Annotated in this window: 18 protein-coding genes; 15 read left to right on the top strand and 3 right to left on the bottom strand. The window is 57.1% G+C overall.

Features of this window, described 5'->3' with window-relative positions; translation table 11 throughout:
• Positions 1–147 precede the first annotated feature (147 nt).
• From manA to HMPREF3164_RS06130, 6 genes are all read left to right on the top strand, one after another.
• Positions 148–1,329 (top strand): mannose-6-phosphate isomerase, class I, encoded by a 1,182-nt coding sequence (gene manA / locus HMPREF3164_RS06155; RefSeq protein ID WP_070449632.1) that lies wholly within the window; start codon positions 148–150, stop codon positions 1,327–1,329.
• An 82-nt stretch (positions 1,330–1,411) separates the two neighbouring features.
• Positions 1,412–1,702: a nucleotidyltransferase family protein gene (locus tag HMPREF3164_RS06150; RefSeq protein ID WP_013398471.1), complete on the top strand. Its 291-nt coding sequence runs from the start codon at positions 1,412–1,414 to the stop codon at positions 1,700–1,702.
• Between the two features lie 2 nt (positions 1,703–1,704).
• Positions 1,705–2,037: a HepT-like ribonuclease domain-containing protein gene (locus HMPREF3164_RS06145; RefSeq protein WP_070449689.1), complete on the top strand. Its 333-nt coding sequence runs from the start codon at positions 1,705–1,707 to the stop codon at positions 2,035–2,037.
• Between the two features lie 170 nt (positions 2,038–2,207).
• A complete protein-coding gene (locus HMPREF3164_RS06140; protein ID WP_070449631.1) occupies positions 2,208–4,667 on the top strand; it encodes an RNA ligase in 2,460 nt (819 codons plus the stop codon).
• A gap of 152 nt (positions 4,668–4,819) precedes the next feature.
• Positions 4,820–5,089, top strand: coding sequence for an ACT domain-containing protein (locus tag HMPREF3164_RS06135; RefSeq protein WP_004006581.1), 270 nt, complete (start codon positions 4,820–4,822; stop codon positions 5,087–5,089).
• A 17-nt stretch (positions 5,090–5,106) separates the two neighbouring features.
• On the top strand, positions 5,107–6,462 hold the full coding sequence (locus HMPREF3164_RS06130; protein WP_013398474.1) for a PFL family protein: 1,356 nt from the start codon (positions 5,107–5,109) through the stop codon (positions 6,460–6,462).
• A gap of 119 nt (positions 6,463–6,581) precedes the next feature.
• On the opposite strand, the gene HMPREF3164_RS06125 is transcribed toward HMPREF3164_RS06130, so the two are convergent.
• On the bottom strand, positions 6,582–7,721 hold the full coding sequence (locus HMPREF3164_RS06125) for a DNA polymerase III subunit delta' (RefSeq protein ID WP_070449629.1): 1,140 nt from the start codon (positions 7,719–7,721) through the stop codon (positions 6,582–6,584).
• Complete coding sequence (gene tmk / locus HMPREF3164_RS06120; RefSeq protein ID WP_239664713.1) at positions 7,718–8,479, bottom strand: dTMP kinase; 762 nt, start codon at positions 8,477–8,479, stop codon at positions 7,718–7,720. Before tmk ends, HMPREF3164_RS06125 begins: the two co-directional genes overlap by 4 nt.
• A gap of 132 nt (positions 8,480–8,611) precedes the next feature.
• On the opposite strand from tmk, the gene HMPREF3164_RS06115 reads away from it, so the two are divergent.
• The 5 genes from HMPREF3164_RS06115 to HMPREF3164_RS06095 all read left to right on the top strand — a co-directional run bounded on the left by HMPREF3164_RS06115 (position 8,612) and on the right by HMPREF3164_RS06095 (position 13,142).
• A complete protein-coding gene (locus tag HMPREF3164_RS06115; RefSeq protein ID WP_070449628.1) occupies positions 8,612–9,805 on the top strand; it encodes a trans-sulfuration enzyme family protein in 1,194 nt (397 codons plus the stop codon).
• Positions 9,806–9,812: 7 nt separating this feature from the next.
• Positions 9,813–10,148 (top strand): DUF2516 family protein, encoded by a 336-nt coding sequence (locus tag HMPREF3164_RS06110; RefSeq protein ID WP_004006586.1) that lies wholly within the window; start codon positions 9,813–9,815, stop codon positions 10,146–10,148.
• A 201-nt stretch (positions 10,149–10,349) separates the two neighbouring features.
• Entirely contained in the window at positions 10,350–11,087 is a 738-nt protein-coding gene (locus HMPREF3164_RS06105; protein WP_070449686.1) for a phosphoglyceromutase, read from the top strand.
• 169 nt (positions 11,088–11,256) lie between these two features.
• Complete coding sequence (locus tag HMPREF3164_RS06100) at positions 11,257–12,414, top strand: sensor histidine kinase (RefSeq protein ID WP_070449626.1); 1,158 nt, start codon at positions 11,257–11,259, stop codon at positions 12,412–12,414.
• Positions 12,415–12,455: 41 nt separating this feature from the next.
• The gene (locus tag HMPREF3164_RS06095) at positions 12,456–13,142 is read left to right on the top strand and encodes a response regulator transcription factor (RefSeq protein WP_004006589.1); all 687 of its coding nucleotides are present in this window, start codon (positions 12,456–12,458) and stop codon (positions 13,140–13,142) included.
• Between the two features lie 90 nt (positions 13,143–13,232).
• On the opposite strand, the gene HMPREF3164_RS06090 is transcribed toward HMPREF3164_RS06095, so the two are convergent.
• A complete protein-coding gene (locus HMPREF3164_RS06090) occupies positions 13,233–13,937 on the bottom strand; it encodes a hypothetical protein (RefSeq protein ID WP_070449624.1) in 705 nt (234 codons plus the stop codon).
• A 286-nt stretch (positions 13,938–14,223) separates the two neighbouring features.
• On the opposite strand from HMPREF3164_RS06090, the gene ispD reads away from it, so the two are divergent.
• The 4 genes from ispD to rlmB all read left to right on the top strand — a co-directional run bounded on the left by ispD (position 14,224) and on the right by rlmB (position 18,111).
• Positions 14,224–14,994: a 2-C-methyl-D-erythritol 4-phosphate cytidylyltransferase gene (ispD, locus tag HMPREF3164_RS06085; protein WP_070449623.1), complete on the top strand. Its 771-nt coding sequence runs from the start codon at positions 14,224–14,226 to the stop codon at positions 14,992–14,994.
• Between the two features lie 35 nt (positions 14,995–15,029).
• Positions 15,030–15,554 (top strand): 2-C-methyl-D-erythritol 2,4-cyclodiphosphate synthase, encoded by a 525-nt coding sequence (ispF, locus tag HMPREF3164_RS06080; RefSeq protein ID WP_048751420.1) that lies wholly within the window; start codon positions 15,030–15,032, stop codon positions 15,552–15,554.
• 78 nt (positions 15,555–15,632) lie between these two features.
• Complete coding sequence (gene cysS / locus HMPREF3164_RS06075) at positions 15,633–17,063, top strand: cysteine--tRNA ligase (protein ID WP_070449620.1); 1,431 nt, start codon at positions 15,633–15,635, stop codon at positions 17,061–17,063.
• Between the two features lie 61 nt (positions 17,064–17,124).
• Positions 17,125–18,111, top strand: a complete 987-nt coding sequence (gene rlmB / locus HMPREF3164_RS06070) for a 23S rRNA (guanosine(2251)-2'-O)-methyltransferase RlmB (RefSeq protein WP_070449617.1) — start codon at positions 17,125–17,127, stop codon at positions 18,109–18,111.
• Positions 18,112–18,269: the final 158 nt, after the last annotated feature.

Genomic DNA, 18,269 nt, shown 5'->3' with positions numbered 1-18,269 from the left:
TTTATTTTAGCGGGTATATCTTCGAAATGTACCTCTATAATTGGTGGGAGTATCCAGAGAATTCCCTGAATTTTATGGGTTTTATATCACGTATGCCGTAGTTTTGGTGATGTTGCGTGTAAAAGTTCCTAGAAAGGCCAAGGCGACATGGGCGAAATTTTTCCGTTGAAGAATAAGATTCAGAATTATGCGTGGGGTTCGCACGAAGTTCTGGGTCGCATGCGCGGTGTGCCCGTACCCACAGAAAAGCCGGAGGCTGAGGTTTGGGTGGGGGCGCATCCTGCGGCTCCGTCTGAGGCCATGGTCGGTGGGTCTGTGTCGCCGTTGAACGAGCTGGTGGCGGCGCATCCGGACCGTTTTTTGCGCCCTGACCGCGCGAGCGACTGGTTTCCGTTCCTGTTTAAGATTTTGGCTATTGATGCTCCTCTGTCGATTCAGGTTCACCCTACGCCGCAGCAGGCCGTCGCCGGGTTCGAGGATGAGCAGGCGCGCGGGATTCCGGCTGATGCGCCGCATCGTAACTATAAAGACCGGTACTCTAAACCTGAGAACGTAATTGCCTTAACCCCCATGAAGGTACTGACGGGCGTGCGCCCGCAGGGCGAGCTGCGGGAGCTGGCTGAAGCTTTTGGCGCCGATTGGCTGAGTTCTCGTGTACAGCTGAGCCCAAAACAATTGCTGACCGAGATTATTCGTCTTCCGCAGGATGCCGCTGACCGCGCCATAGCGGGTTTGGTAACTGCGGCGCAAAAGCTGATGACACAGGATGGTGTCTCTGCAACGGTATCGGATGCAGCCGACCTGGTGAACCTGGTGGCGCAGAAGTATCCGGGTGATAAGGGGCTACTCGTCGCGTTTGTGATGAACCTGATGAATCTTGCGCCGGGGGACTCTGCTTTTACTCCGGATAGTCAGGTGCATGCATATGTTTCTGGTACGGCGATTGAGCTCATGAATCCCTCGGATAATGTGCTGCGCGCAGGTCTTACCCCAAAGCATATTGATACGGAAGAACTTATTAAGGTGCTCGGAGAGCATCAGGATGTGCCGGTAGTACAGCGCCCGGCGGCGAACGGATCGGGCGTGGAACAATACGCCATGTGGGATGAACGCATGAGTGTGCAGCATATACGGGTGCTCGCTGACAACCCGGTTGGATACACCTTTGAAGGCACCTCTGCCGCGCTGGTGGTGGACGGTTCGGTCACAATTTCTGTGGGCGAGCAGAACATAACGCTGCGCGGCACCGAGTCGGTACTGCACGCTGGGGATGCCACCTCCGTCACCATCACGGGGGAAGGCGAACTGTATATCGCCCGGTATGTGTAGCGTGTTTATTGTGTGGGGAATATTGAGAGCAAGTTTGTGAGTATTTACTATAAGACTTGTATCTTAAGAAAGGAGTAGCGCTATGCGGCCTTCGTTAGCTTTTGAAACACATCGGCGTGCTATACGCGAGATTGTGAAAAAATATCCTACAGTAAATCCCCGTGTTTTTGGCTCTGTTCTACATGGTACCGATCATGAGGAGAGCGATCTTGATGTCCTCGTGGATGCTCTGCCTGGAGCTACTCTTCTAGATCTCGGAGATCTGGAAGCAGATTTGGTGCAGGCGCTTGGAACCCGAGTAGAAGTTCTCACTCCCCAAGATTTGCCCCATAAATTCCGTGAACGCGTACTTGCTGAGGCTCAGCCGGTGTAATGATGAGCAAAAATCGTCTTTCTGATTACATAGAGCACATACAACAGGCAGCCGGTGATGCATATTCTTTTACGGAAAATATGACTCATCAAGATTTTTTAAAAGATAAAAAGACTCAACAGGCAGTTATCCTAAATCTTATTATTATCGGCGAAGCTGCAACAAAAATCATGGATAATTACGAAGACTATACTCGTACGACTCCTGAGGTCCCGTGGCGCAGCATGCGAAATATGAGGAACCGGTTGGCTCATGGGTACTTTGATATAAACCTCGATATCGTGTGGGATACTGTAAAAAATTGGTTACCTTCTCTGCTGGAACAAGAGTTTTAGCTTCATAGAACTAAAATATTAAGAATATAATTTTTAGATATATTCTTTTGTGCCTCGGTGCACCTTCAGATGTAACATATAAATATTTCAGAGATACAGGAATGGAATATCCGGCAAAACCCTGACATAAATTACCCAACCACAACCTCCGACGACGAAAGACAGCACCGATGGCACGTAAAATCTTCCTCTTAGCCGGTGCGGCGGGTTCCGGTAAGAGCACCTGGATCGCCGCGCATCCCGAACTTGCAGACCTGACGCATTCTTGGGATGCCGAGCGCCGCAAATGCGGATACATCACCTACACGCTCGATAATCAGCCCGCACTAGCCCTATCGCAAAACACCAGCGCCGAGTCGAAGGCTATCCGCCGGGTGAATGACTGTGTGGAAGAGAATATGCGGCACGGCAACACCGTATTTATCGACAATATGAACGTGCTGCTGCGTAACATGAAAACTTTCCTCGAATTTGCGCGCAAATACTGTTACACCGCATACCTCGTCGATTTTCAAGGCGAACTCACCCTCGACGAGCTGTATACGCGCAACAGAACCCGCGAATACACCAAGCGCGTACCCGAAGAGGTTATTGAGACCGCCTACAACAACCACCGTGAGCTGCGCGAGAACTGGCGCAGCACCCTCAAAAACTACCGGGATGTGGTCGCCGGGTACATCGCCCCCGACCAGGTTTTCGCCGAGCTCTTTACCCCGGTGCGTGCGCTCGATAACTACCATAAAGTAGTCGTGGTCGGCGATATTCAGGGCATGGGTGGTGAACTCGAAAAGCTTATCAGCGCCCTCTCACCCGAAACCGGGCTGAGCGATGAAAACATCTGCTGGATATTCGCCGGTGACCTCTTCGATCGCGGGCAAAACCCCGAAAAAGTCTTTGACATCCTTGAACCTGCCCTTGGTACCTTGCCTAATGTGCACCTGGTGATGGGCAACCACGAACGCTCCATCATGCACACTATTAGGGGCGTGCGCCGCTACCGTGACGCCCGCGAAACCCTGGATGCGCTCGCCGCCCACGGCGTGTACAACAGCCGAGTGATCGCCATGCTCAACACTGCCGTGAATATGATGCCCTTTACTCTTGGGCAGGAGCGTTATTTCGTGACCCACGCCGGGGTTGCACCGCAGCTCTTCGCGGATTCCCATCGCACGCTGGAAGGGGTGGGAGAGGGGTACCTCACGGGGCTGTATGCAGATGAAACGTTCTATTTGGGTTCTAATCCGTACTCGCAGGCGCGGGCGGGTAAAACCCAGTACGCAGGCTACGAAGACACGCTCAACGACCTAAGCCGGGCCGCCGGTATCACCCAAATTTACGGTCACCGCCCGGCGGCACTCGGTTCGGAAGGATACAGTAATCTCATTCCGTTAGAAAGCAGCGTTGAATTTACCGGCGGCGAGCTGAGTGCCGTGGTGTTCAGCCGCGAGGACAGCGCAACCGGTGCACCCGAAAAAGCCGTGTGGAAGCGCGAAATCGTGAAAATTCCATCGAGCTCCCTCGTCCCCGACCCTTACGCCTCGGGGAGTAGAGCGGTGGGCGCCTCGAAAAATACCGCAGACGGTGCCACAGAACCTCTCAACGACGGGCATCGCCTGCTAGAGGAGATGCGCGCCAACCCCAACGTGAACGTGCGCGCCACCGAACCTGCAGGCGTGCTCGCGTGCAACTTCACGCGTAAAGCCTTCTACAAAGGCGCCTGGGATAAGACCACCGCCAAAGCGCGCGGACTCTTTATCCACGCCGAAACCGGCAAAATTGTGGGGCGCGGGTACGAAAAATTCTTCAATATGGACGAGCCCGGGCATGAAAGCGAGGCACACGTTCGCAAACGCCTCGCCTACCCGGCCATTGCACGCGCCAAAGAAAACGGATATCTAGCGATTATCACGGTCTTCGAAGGTATGCTCACCGTCTACAGCAAGAGTGGGGTAACCGCCTACAGCCGCCACGCCGAAAGCATCCTGCACGCGGTCCTCACCCAGGAAGAACGCGCCCGGCTCACTGAAGCGCTCACCCGCATGGATTCATCCCTAACCGTTGAGGTGGTCGATCCGTTCCGCGACCCGCACATCGTGCCCTACGAACACGTCACACTCTATCTGCTCGATATGATCGCAAACACCGCGCAGTTCAGAGTGAAACCGGCTCGCTTTGAAGACCTGTGGCTCTCCCCGAAAGCCTTCGCGCAGCCGCGCCCCACCGAAGACTACGGCTCCGTACGTATCTCTACGGTCGAAGAAATTCCCCTCAAAGACGACGCCGATTTCACCCGCCTGCTTCAGGATGCGCGTACAAGCGACGCTGAGGGCTGGGTTATCCGTGACTCTACGGGCTATATGGTTAAAATCAAGGCGCCCGGGTACTCCACCACGAAACGCGCCCGCGCAATTCCCGCACTGGTGGACTACCTGCGCGAGCCATCCGAACAGCGCAGGGGCACCCAGGCCGACCGTGAGAAGCTGGAACGCAACGCCGAACGCCTGGGGCTGAACCTCAGCGACTATATCGTCTCCACCATTAGCAGGCACCGCGCATGGGATTTACCGCGGTTGGCACCGCATCTGAAAGACCTGCTGCACGGCGTTAACACGCACGGACGGCTGGACTAGCCCACAAGCTGAGGTGGCGCCCGCGAGAACGTGAGCGCCGCCTCAAGCATGTTGCGCGGGTCTGCATAGCTATACGTGCGTTACAATTCCTAAACAAGCATTCGTGCCAGCAAACGTGCGAATACCGGGCTTACACGAGTAAAGGAATCACCGTGAAAATTATTCTGACCGTAACCGGAATCGATCACGAAGGCATTATCGCCGCCGTCACCACCAAGCTCACGGAACGCCATGTGAATGTGCTTGACGTTTCTCAAACCATTATGGGCGAGTACTTCACCATGATTATGCACTGCTCCTTTGACGACACCGAACAGAACCTCATCGACCTGCAGGAGTCTATGACAGCCGTCGAACACGCCCAAAAGGTGCAAATCCGTATTCAAGCGGAAACTATCTTCAAAGCGATGCACAGCATCTAAGGCGCGGGATAACCTTTATGATGAACGACCAAATACTCGAAACCATCCGCATGATCGAGGAAGAAAAACTCGATATCCGCACCGTTACCATGGGTATCTCGCTCCTGGACTGCGCCGACTCTGACGGCGATGTGGCACGCAGCAAAATCTACGACAAAATCACCTCTCGCGCTAAAAACCTGGTGAGCGTATGTGAAGGTATCGAAGTTGAGCTGGGCATACCGATTGTAAATAAGCGCATTGCCGTAACCCCAATTTCCGTGGTAGCGGCGGCCAGCGGAGAGAGCGAATATCTTGAGTATGCTCGCACACTCGACGCCGCAGCAAAAGCCGTGGGCGTGAACTTTATCGGCGGATTCAGCGCGCTGATCGACAAAGGTGCTACCCCCTCCGATAACGTGCTCATGGATTCTATTCCCGCTGCGCTCGCTGAGACTGATGTCGTGTGTTCGTCGGTGAATATTGGTTCGTCCCGCGCCGGTATTAACATGAGCGGCGTTAAACGCATGGGCGAAATCATTCGTGAAACCGCTGACCTCACCGCAGATACCAACGGCTTCGGGTGCGCCAAACTTGTGGTCTTCGCCAACGCCGTGAGCGACAACCCCTTCATGGCGGGCGCTTTCCACGGAGTACAGGAGGCGGACACCACTATTTCGGTGGGCGTTTCCGGCCCCGGTGTGGTGCAGCGTGCCCTACAGCAAGTGCGTGGCGAGCGTTTTGATGCGTGCGCCGAGGCTATCAAACGCGCCGCTTTCAAGATTACTCGCGTGGGTCAGCTGGTCGGTCATTTAGCCGCCGAACGCTTGGGCGTGTACTTCAATATTGTGGATCTTTCGCTGGCGCCTACTGCTGAGATCGGCGATTCAGTCGCGCATATCCTTGAAGAAATGGGTCTGGAAACTGTGGGAACTCACGGTACCGTGGCGGCGCTTGCCCTGCTCAACGACGCGGTCAAGAAGGGTGGGCTCATGGCCTGCTCGCATGTGGGCGGGCTCTCTGGATCGTTCATTCCGATCTCTGAGGATGCTGGCATGATCGATTCTGCTGCCGCCGGGCATATTACACTCGATAAGTTGGAGGCGATGACCGCGATCTGCTCGGTCGGGCTGGATATGGTTGCGGTGCCGGGCGATACCTCCGCCGCGACGCTTGCCGCCATGATTGCCGATGAGGCTGCTATCGGTGTGATGAACCACAAAACCACCGCCGTGCGCGTGATTCCAGCCGTCGGTCTGGGCGTGGGCGATACCGTCGAATTCGGCGGGCTGCTGGGGCGCGCCCCGATTATGCCGGTGCATACCCCATCTTCGGAGGCGTTCATCGCTCGCTGCGGCAGGATACCCTCGCCGGTGCATGGGTTTAGGAACTAGGAGCGTCTGCGACTTCCGTTCTTTCCGGTGCTAAAAAGAGCCTTGGTAGTGAATAAAGCGTTAGAAAATTCGCTTTTTCACGCCAAGGCTCTTGCTATGAGGGGACGGGACACGGCTAGCTAGTGAACAAACCTACCCATAAACCCTTCAATGAGCAGGCGTGCGTTCGCATTAGTACGCAGCCTGCCGAGCACAACCTCAAGCGCCTGCACATGTTCCAGGGTCTGCGCGGCACTCGTGCGTGCGGCGAACTCGGCGAGCGCATCTCGGGCGTGCTCATTCATGAGGGCAGACCCGGAGTTTAGCTGCAGGGTGAGCACATCGCGCAGCACCGTCTGAATCTCCGTCATCGACCGCAGCAGCGTATCCGATTGGATGCGCTTCGCACGCCGTTTCTGCTCGTCCTCTAGCCGCCGCACCTGCGAGCGCAGGCTGGGGGAGATGCGCGCCCCTTCGGTGATGCCCAGGATCGCCAATAGTTCGGCGCGTTCCTTCTCGTCGCGCGCTGCAGCGGCTTCGGCGGCGTCCTGTTCCGCGAGCGTGATAAGCCTGTCCGCTGCCGCATATGCAGAAGAAATAGAACGAATGTTCATAATGAGAAGCGGCAGGGTTTCGCGCCGCTGCAGGGCTGTGGGGTCGTGTGCCAGTCGGGCGGCGACCTCAGCATCACCCTGCGCGAGGGTTGCCGCGTGGCGTGCCAACGTTTCCTCAACCCCGTCGGCAGCGAGCTTGGCTGCAACATCGGCGATGGCGGGAACCGGCAGCTGTACGGGACGGCAGCGCGAACGAATCGTCACGAGCACATCGGTGGGGGAGGGAGCCGTCAGCAGCCAAATCGTGTGCGGCGGCGGTTCCTCGATAGCCTTCAAGAGCACGTTAGAGGTGCGCTCGGGCATGCGTTCGGTGTCTTCCATAAGGATCACGCGCCACCGCCCGACCGACGGCCTATCCTGCGCCTTCATCACAAGGTCGCGGGCATCGTCAATGCTGATGCTGACCGCCTCGGTACGAAAATGCGTAAAGTCCGAGTGCGAACCGTTCAGCACGGTCACACAGCCCTTACAGGTGCCGCACCCGCGATCGGCAGGATCGGGCTGTTCACACAGCAATGCCGCCGCGAAAATAAGGGCAGCTCGCCGATGCGGTGCCCCCGCCGCCCCGGTAAAAAGCCAGGCATGCGTGGGGCGTTCGGCGGATGCGTCGCGGCGCAGTTGGTCAAGCGTGCCCGCGGGCAGAATCAGCTCATCCCACAGGCTCATAGGGCGTCCTCCCCGAAACCACCGGGGGTAAGATTCTCATCGGTATCACCGTTATCGCGGGCTAACTCTCGGGATTTCAAGAGCGGGCGAACAACCTCAAGCACCCGTTCGTGCACCGCATCCACACTTCCACAACCATCCACTACATAATGCGCACCGTCGGCGTTCTGCTGCGCAATATCAGCGAAAGCAGCATGCACGCGGGCTTTGAAATCAGCGCCTTCCGCCTCAATCCGGTCTACGGTGCCGCGGTCGCTCATGCGCTGGGACTCATCGGTGAGGGGAACATCCAGCAGAATTGTGGCGTGCGGTATCAGATCTTCGGTTGCCCAGCGACTTAAATCCGTGATGGTATCTTTGCCCAGATTACGCCCAATGCCCTGGTAGGCTGCGGAAGAATCGAGATAACGGTCGCTGAGTACTACCGTCCCGGTAGCGAGCGCGGGACGAATCTTCTGCGCCGCATGCGCCGCACGGGATGCAGCAAAAATCAGTGCCTCGGCACGAGCATCGACCTCGCTGGAACCGTGTTTAAGAACGAGGTCCCGCAGAGCCTCGCCAAGGGGTGTTCCGCCTGGTTCTCGGGTAGCAATCACGGTGTAGCCTTGAGCCTCTAGAGCGGTTTGAAGCCGGGCAAGCTGGGTAGTTTTGCCCGCACCGTCACCGCCTTCGAAGACGATAAAAAGCCCGCGGCGATCGGGCGCTGAACCCGGCTGCGCGGGCGTACTCTGTGGCGTGTAGTGCAGGGAATCGTTCACCCTACTAAGGGTACCGTGCCTGCCGAACGCGATAAAGGAAGGCGAACGTTTTCACGGCGTTGCCGAGCCAGAACATGACTTTCTGCGGTGTTCGGCGTGCATGTGAGCCTTCGCTGTGCCACTCTTAAAAGCATGAGTGAAGAGAAGATGTCAGCAGAGACCTATGTGGTGAGCGGTGGCCGTCCCGCGCATGAGCATGATGCGCCGGTGAACCCACCGATTATTTTGTCCTCAACCTACCGTGGAGCCGGTACCGTTGATACCGTCTCCGATAAAGTGTATGCGCGGTTCGCCAACCCCACCTGGGAAGCTATGGAAGAGGTTGTCGCCGGGTTGGAAGGTGGCACACACGGTCTCTTATTCCCTTCGGGCATGGCAGCGATTGCCTCGATTCTGGATTTGGTACCGGTCGGGTCGGTTATTCTCATTCCTAAACATGCCTACATGGCCTCTATCACTATGAGCAAGGATTTGCAGAAACGCGGTATTGCTGAGGTCGTGCGCATCGATCTGGAAGATACCGCTTCGGTGATCGCCGCCTTCGAAGATGCTGCTGCCCGCACCGGTGTAACCCCCGAAACCGTGGATTATGCAGCTCCGAAGGTACTCGCCTGGCTGGAGAGCCCCACGAACCCCATGCTTGAGGTAGCCGACCTGCCTACTATTTGCGCTGCGGCGAAACGTCTGGGTGTGGTGACCGCTGTCGATAACACCTTCGCCACCCCGATTTTGCAGAAGCCTCTCTCCTTCGGTGCTGACGTGGTGGTTCACTCTGCGACCAAGTTCCTGGCAGGGCATTCGGATGTGCTCCTGGGCATTACGGTCACCTCGAACGAGGACCTCTATCAGGCAATGCTGCACCATCGCATCACCAACGGGGCTATTCCCGGACCCGTGGAGGCGTGGCTCGGCTTACGCGGTCTGCGAACCCTGGCGCTTCGCGTTGAGCGTTCGGTGCACAACGCGCAGAGGCTGGCTGAGCGCTTGAGTGAGCATCCGGCGGTAGAAGAGGTACGGTACCCCGGTTTGCCCGGCAGTAATGGGCATGAGCTGGCTAAGAAGCAGATGCACGGCGGGTTCGGCGCGGTGCTGTGCGTGGTCTTGCGTGCCAGCGATGAACAAACGCAGCGTGTGGTAGAGGCTTTGCGCGTGTGGACTCCGGCAACGAGCCTTGGTGGTGTAGAATCCCTGATTGAACGCCGTCGTCGGCACGGGAGCGAACCCGACTCCATTCCGCCGTCGCTGCTGCGTTTATCGGTCGGCATTGAGAATGTTGATGATCTCTACCAGGATTTGGTGACCGCCATCGAGCAGGTCATCCAGTAAGGAAAATATGACTGCTCCTCAGCTTTTGTTTTATGCCACCCTGATTATTGATGGGTTGCTTGCCCTCGTGGTGGCGTGGATTTGTATTCTTGCCTTTGTGCGGTCCGTCATGGCACCCGCGAATATGTACACGTTCAACGGCAAACGTTCCAAGAATTTCTGGATGGCTATGACCGGTGGTTCCGCTGCGGTTGGTCTGCTGGGGGTTTGGAGCGCCTTGAGCTTTACATATAACCCCAGCGCTACGAGCAGCGTGGTACTTTTCCAACTGGTCGCCGCCACTATTTCGAGTGTTTTCCTAGCGGGAGTCTGGCCTGCTGTGGGCGGTAACCGCCGCTACTAGGCGCTCGTTTCGTCAAGGCGTGCAGCCCGTATCTTTCACCCGAGTATAGGGTGACTTTGACCTTTTCGGCGCGTGGCGCATCTATGCAGGGGTGTGCCGCGTACCGATTCGTCTTCTGCCGCGAGATGTAGGGCAAGATGGCGGTGTGGTGTTGCTGGCATAAGCATGACAAACCGCCGCCCGCATGAAAAAATAGAAGCTATGACATACAAATTAGTACTCCTGCGTCACGGCCAGTCGGAGTGGAACGAAAAGAACCTGTTCACCGGCTGGGTCGATGTTAATCTGACTGGTAAGGGTCGTGCTGAGGCTCAGCGCGGCGGTGAACTGCTGAAAGAGCGCGGCATCCTTCCCGATATCGTGCACACCTCGCTGCAGCGCCGCGCTATCAACACCGCAAATATTGCCCTGGATGCGGCCGACCGCCTCTGGATTCCGGTCAAGCGTACCTGGCGTCTGAACGAGCGTCACTACGGCGCTCTGCAGGGTAAGAACAAGTCTGAGATCCGTGAAGAATACGGTGACGAGAAGTTCATGACTTGGCGTCGTTCCTACGATGTGCCACCTCCGCCGCTGGACGATAGCGACCCCTACTCGCAGGCAAACGATCCCCGCTATGCGGATGTTGAGAACGCACCCCGCACCGAGTGCCTCAAGGATGTTCTCGGTCGTATGCTTCCGTACTGGGAATCAGATATTAAGCCCGACCTTGCCGACGGTAAGACTGTGCTGGTCGCGGCGCACGGTAACTCCCTGCGCTCGCTCGTGAAGCATTTGGAGAACATCTCCGATGAGGATATCGCTGGTTTGAACATTCCGACCGGCATTCCGCTGTACTATGAGCTGGACGAGAACTTTAAGCCTCTCAAGCCGGGCGAGTACCTTGACCCTGAAGCTGCGAAGGATGCTATCGCGGCTGTCGCAAACCAGGGTAAGTAATTATTTAACGCGCATGGTAGGAGAACCCATCGTTCCGGTAGTGTTGAACTGACCGGGGCGGTGGGTTCTCATCGTTTTCAGATTGCCTCGGCACTGCGGCGGCCAGGTTTTCGCTTCAAGACACACGACACCGCCCATCAGATAGGCACTTTTAGGAAGGAATAGCCCGTTGAACGCAGGTCTTATCGCTTTTTCCTCCGGCGTTCTCGGACTGGCTCTAGGTCTTTTAAGCATGGGTATTCTGAGGCGGTTCGAGCGTGAACGACATCGCACGACCGTTGCCGAACCTGCTCTGAGCGATGGAGCGGCGCAGGTGCTCGCGGTTATTGGGCGTGCCTATGTGGTGGTAGACGAGGTCGGAGGCGTCGTGCAGGCTTCGCCGGGCGCCTACGCCATGGGGCTGGTGCGCGGGCACACCGTGCTTTCGATTGAGCTTGCCGAGATGATCCGCACCGTGCGGCACCGCGGTATTTTCGTGGAAAAAGAACTTGAGATCGCCCGGGGCGAGGACGAATCCCTGGTGATCGACTTGCGCGTGGCTCCTGTGGGAAACGAATATATTCTGGTGCTCGCCGATGACCGCACCGAAATCTCGCGTGTGCAACGGGTACGCAACGACTTCGTGGCGAACGTTTCGCATGAGCTGAAAACTCCGGTAGGGGCAATTAGCCTGCTCGCAGAAGCCATTGAAGAAGCCCGCGATGACCCGGAATCTATCGACTATTTCACGAGTCGTCTGCACAAAGAAACAAAGCGTCTGACCGCGCTGGTCCGCGATATTATCGAACTTTCCCGCCTGCAGTCCGCCGATGTGATCGGCAGCGGAAAATTAGTATCAATCAACAGCCTGGTGGGGGAGGCGGTTGATCGTTCCAATCTCGCCGCCGAAGCCAAGAACATCACCATCCACACGGATGCCCACGCCGACCGTGAGGTTTATGCAGACCCCGAACTGCTTGGGATCGCGGTGCACAACCTCATTGAGAACGCGGTGCGGTATTCTCCCGAAGATACCCGCGTTGATGTCACGGTCGAAACCTCGCAGGAGAACCTGCTGATTTCGGTGACAGATCAGGGCGCCGGAATCTCTGAGGAAGACCAGAAACGTATTTTTGAGCGTTTTTATCGCGTAGACCCGGCCCGTTCACGGCAAACCGGCGGTACCGGTCTGGGGCTGAGCATCGTCAAGCACGTGATGGCGCAGCACGGTGGCATGGTCACCGTGGGTTCGACCCTGGGGGAGGGCTCCACATTTACGCTGAGTCTGCCGCTTGCCGAGGCAGATCACTCGACCCCTGAGATCCTGGAATCCGCCGATAACTCGTGAGCTGAGCTACACTAGCTACAGGACATAAAACAGAGGTAACGATGACGAAAATTCTGCTTGTTGAGGATGAAGAGGCGCTCTATGACCCGCTGTCTTTCCTGCTCGGGCGCGAAGGTTTTACGCCCGTTGTAGTCGACAATGGTCTGGATGCGGTGCCTGCCTTTGAGAGAGAAGACCCAGACCTAGTACTCCTTGACGTGATGCTTCCCGGAATGTCCGGTATGGAGGTGTGCAAGAAAATTCGCGCATCCTCCTCGGTTCCGATCATCATGCTGACCGCTAAGGATTCCGAAATTGACAAGGTACTCGGGCTTGAACTGGGGGCTGATGACTATGTGACCAAGCCGTACTCTTCGCGAGAGCTGATGGCGCGCATCCGGGCGGTGCTGCGGAGGCAGAGCCCAGACCACGGCGATGAGCAGGATCAGAAAGCCTTGGCGGCTGGTCCGGTGCGTATGGATGTGGAGCGTCACGTCGTCACTGTGGACGGTGAGGAAGTTTCCATGCCCCTGAAAGAGTTTGAACTTTTAGAGATATTGCTTCGCAACACCGGTCGCGTGATGACGCGCGCCCAGCTGATTGAGCGGGTCTGGGGCGCGGATTATGTGGGCGATACGAAGACATTAGATGTGCACATTAAACGCCTGCGCTCTAAGATCGAGCCGAAGGCATCCTCCCCGCGCTATGTGATTACGGTGCGCGGGCTGGGCTATAAATTTGAGGCGTAGAGAATCGCCATCTCCATACAGGAAAAGGCTCTTTATATGACATAAAGAGCCTTTTCCTGTACCTTGAGAGGCGCGAACCCCTCGCCAGCGCTACTGCACGTTCTCGTAGACGGGCACGCTCGCCGTAGGGGCCGGGGCTGGGACTTCCTCAGATTCGTCGTATGAAGGAGTCTCTGCCGGTTCAGGAGCCGTAGGCACAGCGGTCGCCGTATTCGTGGGAACGGCAGTTGCCGATGCGCTCGGCGTTGGGGTTTTCGCAGGCGTGCTGGCGCTGGGAGTCGCCGCATGAGAAGACTGCGAGGATGCACGCGAGCTCGCCGCATTCGGCATATAGGAAGCGTACTCCTTGAGAGTTCCGTCTAAGATCGGAATATTCAGGTTTGTGGACTGATCGTTCGAAGAAACCTGAGTATTCGCCAGGGTCTCACCGGGAGTCTGCGAAATCTTCGGCACGATCACCTGAGAATCATTGCTTTCTAAACGTATCTGCCGACCCTTGGCAACCTTGACGGATTTCTCGCCGCTGGGGAACGCGAAGGTAACGGTAATATCGTGATCGCTCTTATTCAGGATAGTGCCGAGCAGACGACCATCCGCACCTTTGCCGGATGAAACCATCATGATATTGCGAAGCTCAACGCCGTTAAGATCGGCCTTAACCCCGTCGGATGCAGCATACTGCAGGGTTGTCGGCTGGGTATAGATATAACCGCAGCCGGTTGCTGATATGAGCGCGGCTGCAATAGCCACACCCGCACCGGCGCGCTTAAGAGAGTGGGAAACGGCGAACTTCACGGCGCGTCCTCCTAGATTCTGATGAGCCCTGCGACTCTGTGTGCGTGCATATAAAGCCGCCTTGCACGCGCAGTCCTTCGAGCGCACAGAAGCGACACAAGATTTGACTCTCGCACTCTAGTTTAGCAATGTGATGACAAATCGTCAGTATGAGACCTGCACATGACGCCGGTTTTATGCCGTCCTCGGGAAAACACCGTGGAACTTTGCGAGTCTCGCTCAGCGTCATAAACCTGCGCAAACATCTCAAAACCTCAGAAGCACGCTATCGGGTACCCTCTTAGATGTGACTGAAAACTATCCAGAGGCTCTAGCCACGAATGCTTCCCCGACAGCTCGCACCGCCATCGTCGTGCTCGGCGCGGGTTCCGGCAGCCGCCTCAAAGAAAAGATGCCCAAAGCCGCCGTCGATGTGCACGGAAAAACCCTGCTGTACTGGGCGCTTGAGCGCGCGCGTGCCTCGGGTATTGCAGAACGTATCGTCGTAACAGTTCCGACTGACTGCGCACACCGGTGCCCGCAATTACTGGCCGATGCTGCCGAATTTGATGCTCTCGTTACGGAAGGCGGCAACACCCGCACCGCATCGGTCATCGCCGCCCTCGATGCGCTCGCCGCCGAAAACCCATCCATCGAGCGGGTGCTTATTCACGATTGCGCCCGCGCGTTTACGCCTCCCCAGGTTTTCCGCACGGTCGCCCAAGCGCTGACTGCCGGGCATCGGGCCGTTATCCCCGTCGTTCCCGTGATCGACACCATTAAAACCGTAGATGCGCACGGCACCGTCACCGGCACCCTCTCCCGCGCGCTTATGCGTGCCGTACAAACCCCGCAAGGCTTCAGGCTTGATACCCTGCGCGCCGCACACGAGCACAGTCGCACGCTTGAGGCTTCAGTCGCCGAGCAGATTACCGATGATGCGATGGCGGTCGAGGCATACGGAGAACAGGTACATACCGTGACTGGGCATACCGACGCTTTCAAAATCACGACCCCGCTCGACCTTCGCATAGCGCGCGCACTTTACCCAACCGCCCCGGAATCCGCCGGCTCCTAAAGGCTAAACACAAAACCGCGATGAAAGGCACCTTCATGACAGATATTCCCAGCACGCAGAACCGCCCCGGTTCCCAAGAGCCGGTCATACCCCGCGTAGGAACCGGCGTAGACGTACATGCCTTTGGCGAGGAAAACACCGAGCTGTGGATCGCGGGGCTGTACTGGCCGGACGAACGCGGGCTCAGCGGGCATTCCGACGGCGATGTCGTTGCGCACGCGGCCGCCGATGCGCTCTTTGCCGCCTCCGGTACCGGAGATTTGGGCAGTAACTTCGGGGTGGATCGTCCAGATATGGCTGGCGCATCCGGGGTGCGTATTCTCTCGGAGGCGGCGGCAATCGTGCGAGCGGCAGGTTTCGAGATCGGCAACATCAGCGTGCAGCTGATCGGTAACCGCCCCAAATTTTCGCCGCGCCGCGCAGAAGCCAATCGTGTTCTGAGTGAAGCGGCTGGGGCTTCGGTGACTGTTATAGCGACCACGACCGACGGTTTGGGTCTGACCGGACGCGGCGAAGGCGTTGCAGCCGTTGCCACCGCACTCCTTTACCCGGTGGTGTAGTTCCCCTGACGGAAGATTATTAAATGAGAATCCGGCGGTACCCGCCGCTCGGGTGCTATACCCCGTAAACTAGGTACTGTGACTATGCGTTTTTATGATTCAGCAACATCAAGCATCCGAGATTTTGAACCGGTAGTCCCCGGCGAGGCACGCATCTACTACTGCGGTGCCACCGTGCAGGGCGAACCGCATGTGGGGCATATCCGTTCCGCCCTGGTCTTCGACCAGCTTGCGCGGTGGATGCGCTACCGCGGGCTCAAAGTCACCACCGTGCGCAATGTTACGGATATTGACGATAAAATTCTGGCGAAGTCCGTTGAATCTGCACAGTCCACCTACACTGGGGAACACCCCAACGAGCAGTGGTGGGCACTCGCGTATCGATACGAGAAAGTTTTTGCGCGCGCATATGCGACGTTGGGTATTGACCCGCCAACCTATGAGCCGCGCGCGACCGGTCACATTCCTGAGATGTTTGAGCTTATTCAGCGTCTTATCGACCGCGGGCATGCATACCCGGCGCTTGATGATTCTGGGGATGTCTATTTCGATGTGCGTTCTTGGGAACACTATGGCGCGCTCACCCGCCAGAGCGTGGATGATATGCAGGATTCCGCCGACGCAGACCCGCGCGGTAAGCGTGATCCCCGCGATTTTGCCCTGTGGAAGGGGTATAAGGAAGGTGAACCGCTGACCGCAGCGTGGGATTCGCCGTGGGGTCGCGGTCGTCCCGGCTGGCATCTGGAATGCTCTGCGATGGCGGGTAAATATCTGGGGAAGCGGTTCGACATCCACGGTGGCGGGCTGGATCTGCGTTTTCCGCATCACGAGAATGAACTGGCGCAGTCCACGGCGGCGGGCGATGATTTCGCTAACTTCTGGATGCACAACGGTATGGTCACCTACGAAGGCGAGAAAATGTCGAAGTCAATAGGCAACACCATTTCTCCCGTGCAAATGCTGCAGCAGGCTCGCCCGCTGGTAGTGCGCTATTATTTGGGTTCGGCGCATTATCGTTCGGTGCTGGATTACCGTCCCACTTCATTAGAAGAGGCACGGGTTGCTATCGAGCGTGTGGAGGCGTTCCTCGCCGCCACCTTGGAGCTTATGACCCCGAATCCGCAGGAACGTCGCGTACCGCAGGACTTTGCGGATGCGCTCGATGACGATATGAATATTCCGCGTGCGCTTGCGGTGCTTCACGAGCAGACTCGCGCCGGTAACGCCGCGCTTGCCGCCGGTTCGGACGCCTCTGAATTTGCAAATGCGGTGTGGGCTATGGTGAATGTGCTGGGGCTGATTTCGCTCATGAATCTTGACGGTTCGGGGGCTTCCGGTGCGGAGCATCAGGCATTAGATGCGCTTATTCATACTATTTTGGAACAGCGCGCGAGTGCCCGTGCCGAGAAGGATTGGGCGACCGCCGACAGGATGCGCGATGTGCTTGCCGCCGCAGGCATTACGGTCAAGGACGGCGCGCAGGGCTCTACGTGGAGCCTTAACGCATAACACATCCCCCAAAACTCGCTCCGAAGCGGGTATGACAGATGTTGAACTAAAGGATACAGATATGGCTAAGGCAGGTTCGCGCCCCGGCGCTACCGCAAAGAAAAAGGGTGCAACGAAGGGCACCGGCGGTCACGGTCGGCGTGCGTTGGAAGGTAAGGGCCCTACCCCGAAGGCTGAGGACCGCGTTTACCACAAGGCGTATAAGATGAAGCGCGCGGCGGAGCGCCGTGCGGCTACCGGTACGAACCGTAAGTTCCAGACTCGTCTGGGCGGCAAGCGCGTGAGTGATGAACTTGTTACCGGTCGCAACGCGGTTCTGGAGGCACTTCGCACCAATATTCCAGCGAAGCACCTATACGTGATGAGCCGTATTGAGGTCGATGACCGCGTACGCGACATTATGACGACGGCGAATAAGAAAAACCTGCCCATGCTGGAGATTCCCCGCAGCGAGCTGGACCGTCTTACGGATGGCGCCGTGCATCAGGGGATCGCAATGCAGATTCCGCCTTACCAGTATCCGGATGCTACCGATTTGGTGCTGGACGTCATGGAGCGCTGGCATGCCGGTAAACTCAAGTCACCCCCGCTTTTCGTAGCTTTGGATGGTATTACCGATCCTCGAAATTTGGGCGCGATTATTCGTAGTGTGTCGGCTTTTAGCGGCGATGGGGTCATCATTCCCGAGCGTCGCTCTGCTGCGGTGACTGCGGGCGCCTGGAAAACGAGTGCGGGTGCGGCGGCCCGTATTCCGGTGGCGATGGCAACGAATCTGACGCGCGTGCTGCAGCAGGCAAAAGAGCAGGGTATTTTTGTGATTGGTTTGGACGGTGGGGGAGACATAGACCTGCCGAATCTACAGCTCGCTTCTGAGCCTCTGTGCGTGGTGGTTGGTTCCGAGGGTAAGGGCCTTTCGCGTTTGGTGACGGAGACCTGCGATCAGATCGTATCGATTCCTATTGATTCGGCTATGGAATCTCTTAACGCCGCAATGGCAGTGGGCATTACCCTCTATGACGTATCCCGCCATCGCGCCGAGTCTCACTAAACGCTCTTATCCGATGTGCGTGTGGAACCTATTCGGATTCCCCACATGCTTATGCATTCGCGGTGAATATGAGGCTATAGTGGCAAACCTAAATAAATGACGCGTCTGACTAGTATTTTTATTGGTGTTCTATCTCATCACCCACTGGGTTGCGGTGG

The sequence above is a fragment of the Rothia sp. HMSC08A08 genome, from assembly GCF_001808385.1.
Classification (GTDB): Bacteria; Actinomycetota; Actinomycetes; order Actinomycetales; family Micrococcaceae; genus Rothia; species Rothia dentocariosa.
This window is presented reverse-complemented; position numbering and strand designations above follow the sequence as displayed.

What these genes read in the sequence shown, in the direction of transcription:
- manA (WP_070449632.1), top strand. Translation starts at nt 148, where the DNA reads ATGGGCGAAATTTTTCCGTTGAAGAATAAGATTCAGAATTATGCGTGG.
- HMPREF3164_RS06150 (WP_013398471.1), top strand. Translation starts at nt 1,412, where the DNA reads ATGCGGCCTTCGTTAGCTTTTGAAACACATCGGCGTGCTATACGCGAG.
- HMPREF3164_RS06145 (WP_070449689.1), top strand. Translation starts at nt 1,705, where the DNA reads ATGAGCAAAAATCGTCTTTCTGATTACATAGAGCACATACAACAGGCA.
- HMPREF3164_RS06140 (WP_070449631.1), top strand. Translation starts at nt 2,208, where the DNA reads ATGGCACGTAAAATCTTCCTCTTAGCCGGTGCGGCGGGTTCCGGTAAG.
- HMPREF3164_RS06130 (WP_013398474.1), top strand. Translation starts at nt 5,107, where the DNA reads ATGATGAACGACCAAATACTCGAAACCATCCGCATGATCGAGGAAGAA.
- HMPREF3164_RS06125 (WP_070449629.1), bottom strand. Translation starts at nt 7,721, where the DNA reads ATGAGCCTGTGGGATGAGCTGATTCTGCCCGCGGGCACGCTTGACCAA.
- HMPREF3164_RS06115 (WP_070449628.1), top strand. Translation starts at nt 8,612, where the DNA reads ATGAGTGAAGAGAAGATGTCAGCAGAGACCTATGTGGTGAGCGGTGGC.
- HMPREF3164_RS06110 (WP_004006586.1), top strand. Translation starts at nt 9,813, where the DNA reads ATGACTGCTCCTCAGCTTTTGTTTTATGCCACCCTGATTATTGATGGG.
- HMPREF3164_RS06105 (WP_070449686.1), top strand. Translation starts at nt 10,350, where the DNA reads ATGACATACAAATTAGTACTCCTGCGTCACGGCCAGTCGGAGTGGAAC.
- HMPREF3164_RS06095 (WP_004006589.1), top strand. Translation starts at nt 12,456, where the DNA reads ATGACGAAAATTCTGCTTGTTGAGGATGAAGAGGCGCTCTATGACCCG.
- ispF (WP_048751420.1), top strand. Translation starts at nt 15,030, where the DNA reads ATGACAGATATTCCCAGCACGCAGAACCGCCCCGGTTCCCAAGAGCCG.
- rlmB (WP_070449617.1), top strand. Translation starts at nt 17,125, where the DNA reads ATGGCTAAGGCAGGTTCGCGCCCCGGCGCTACCGCAAAGAAAAAGGGT.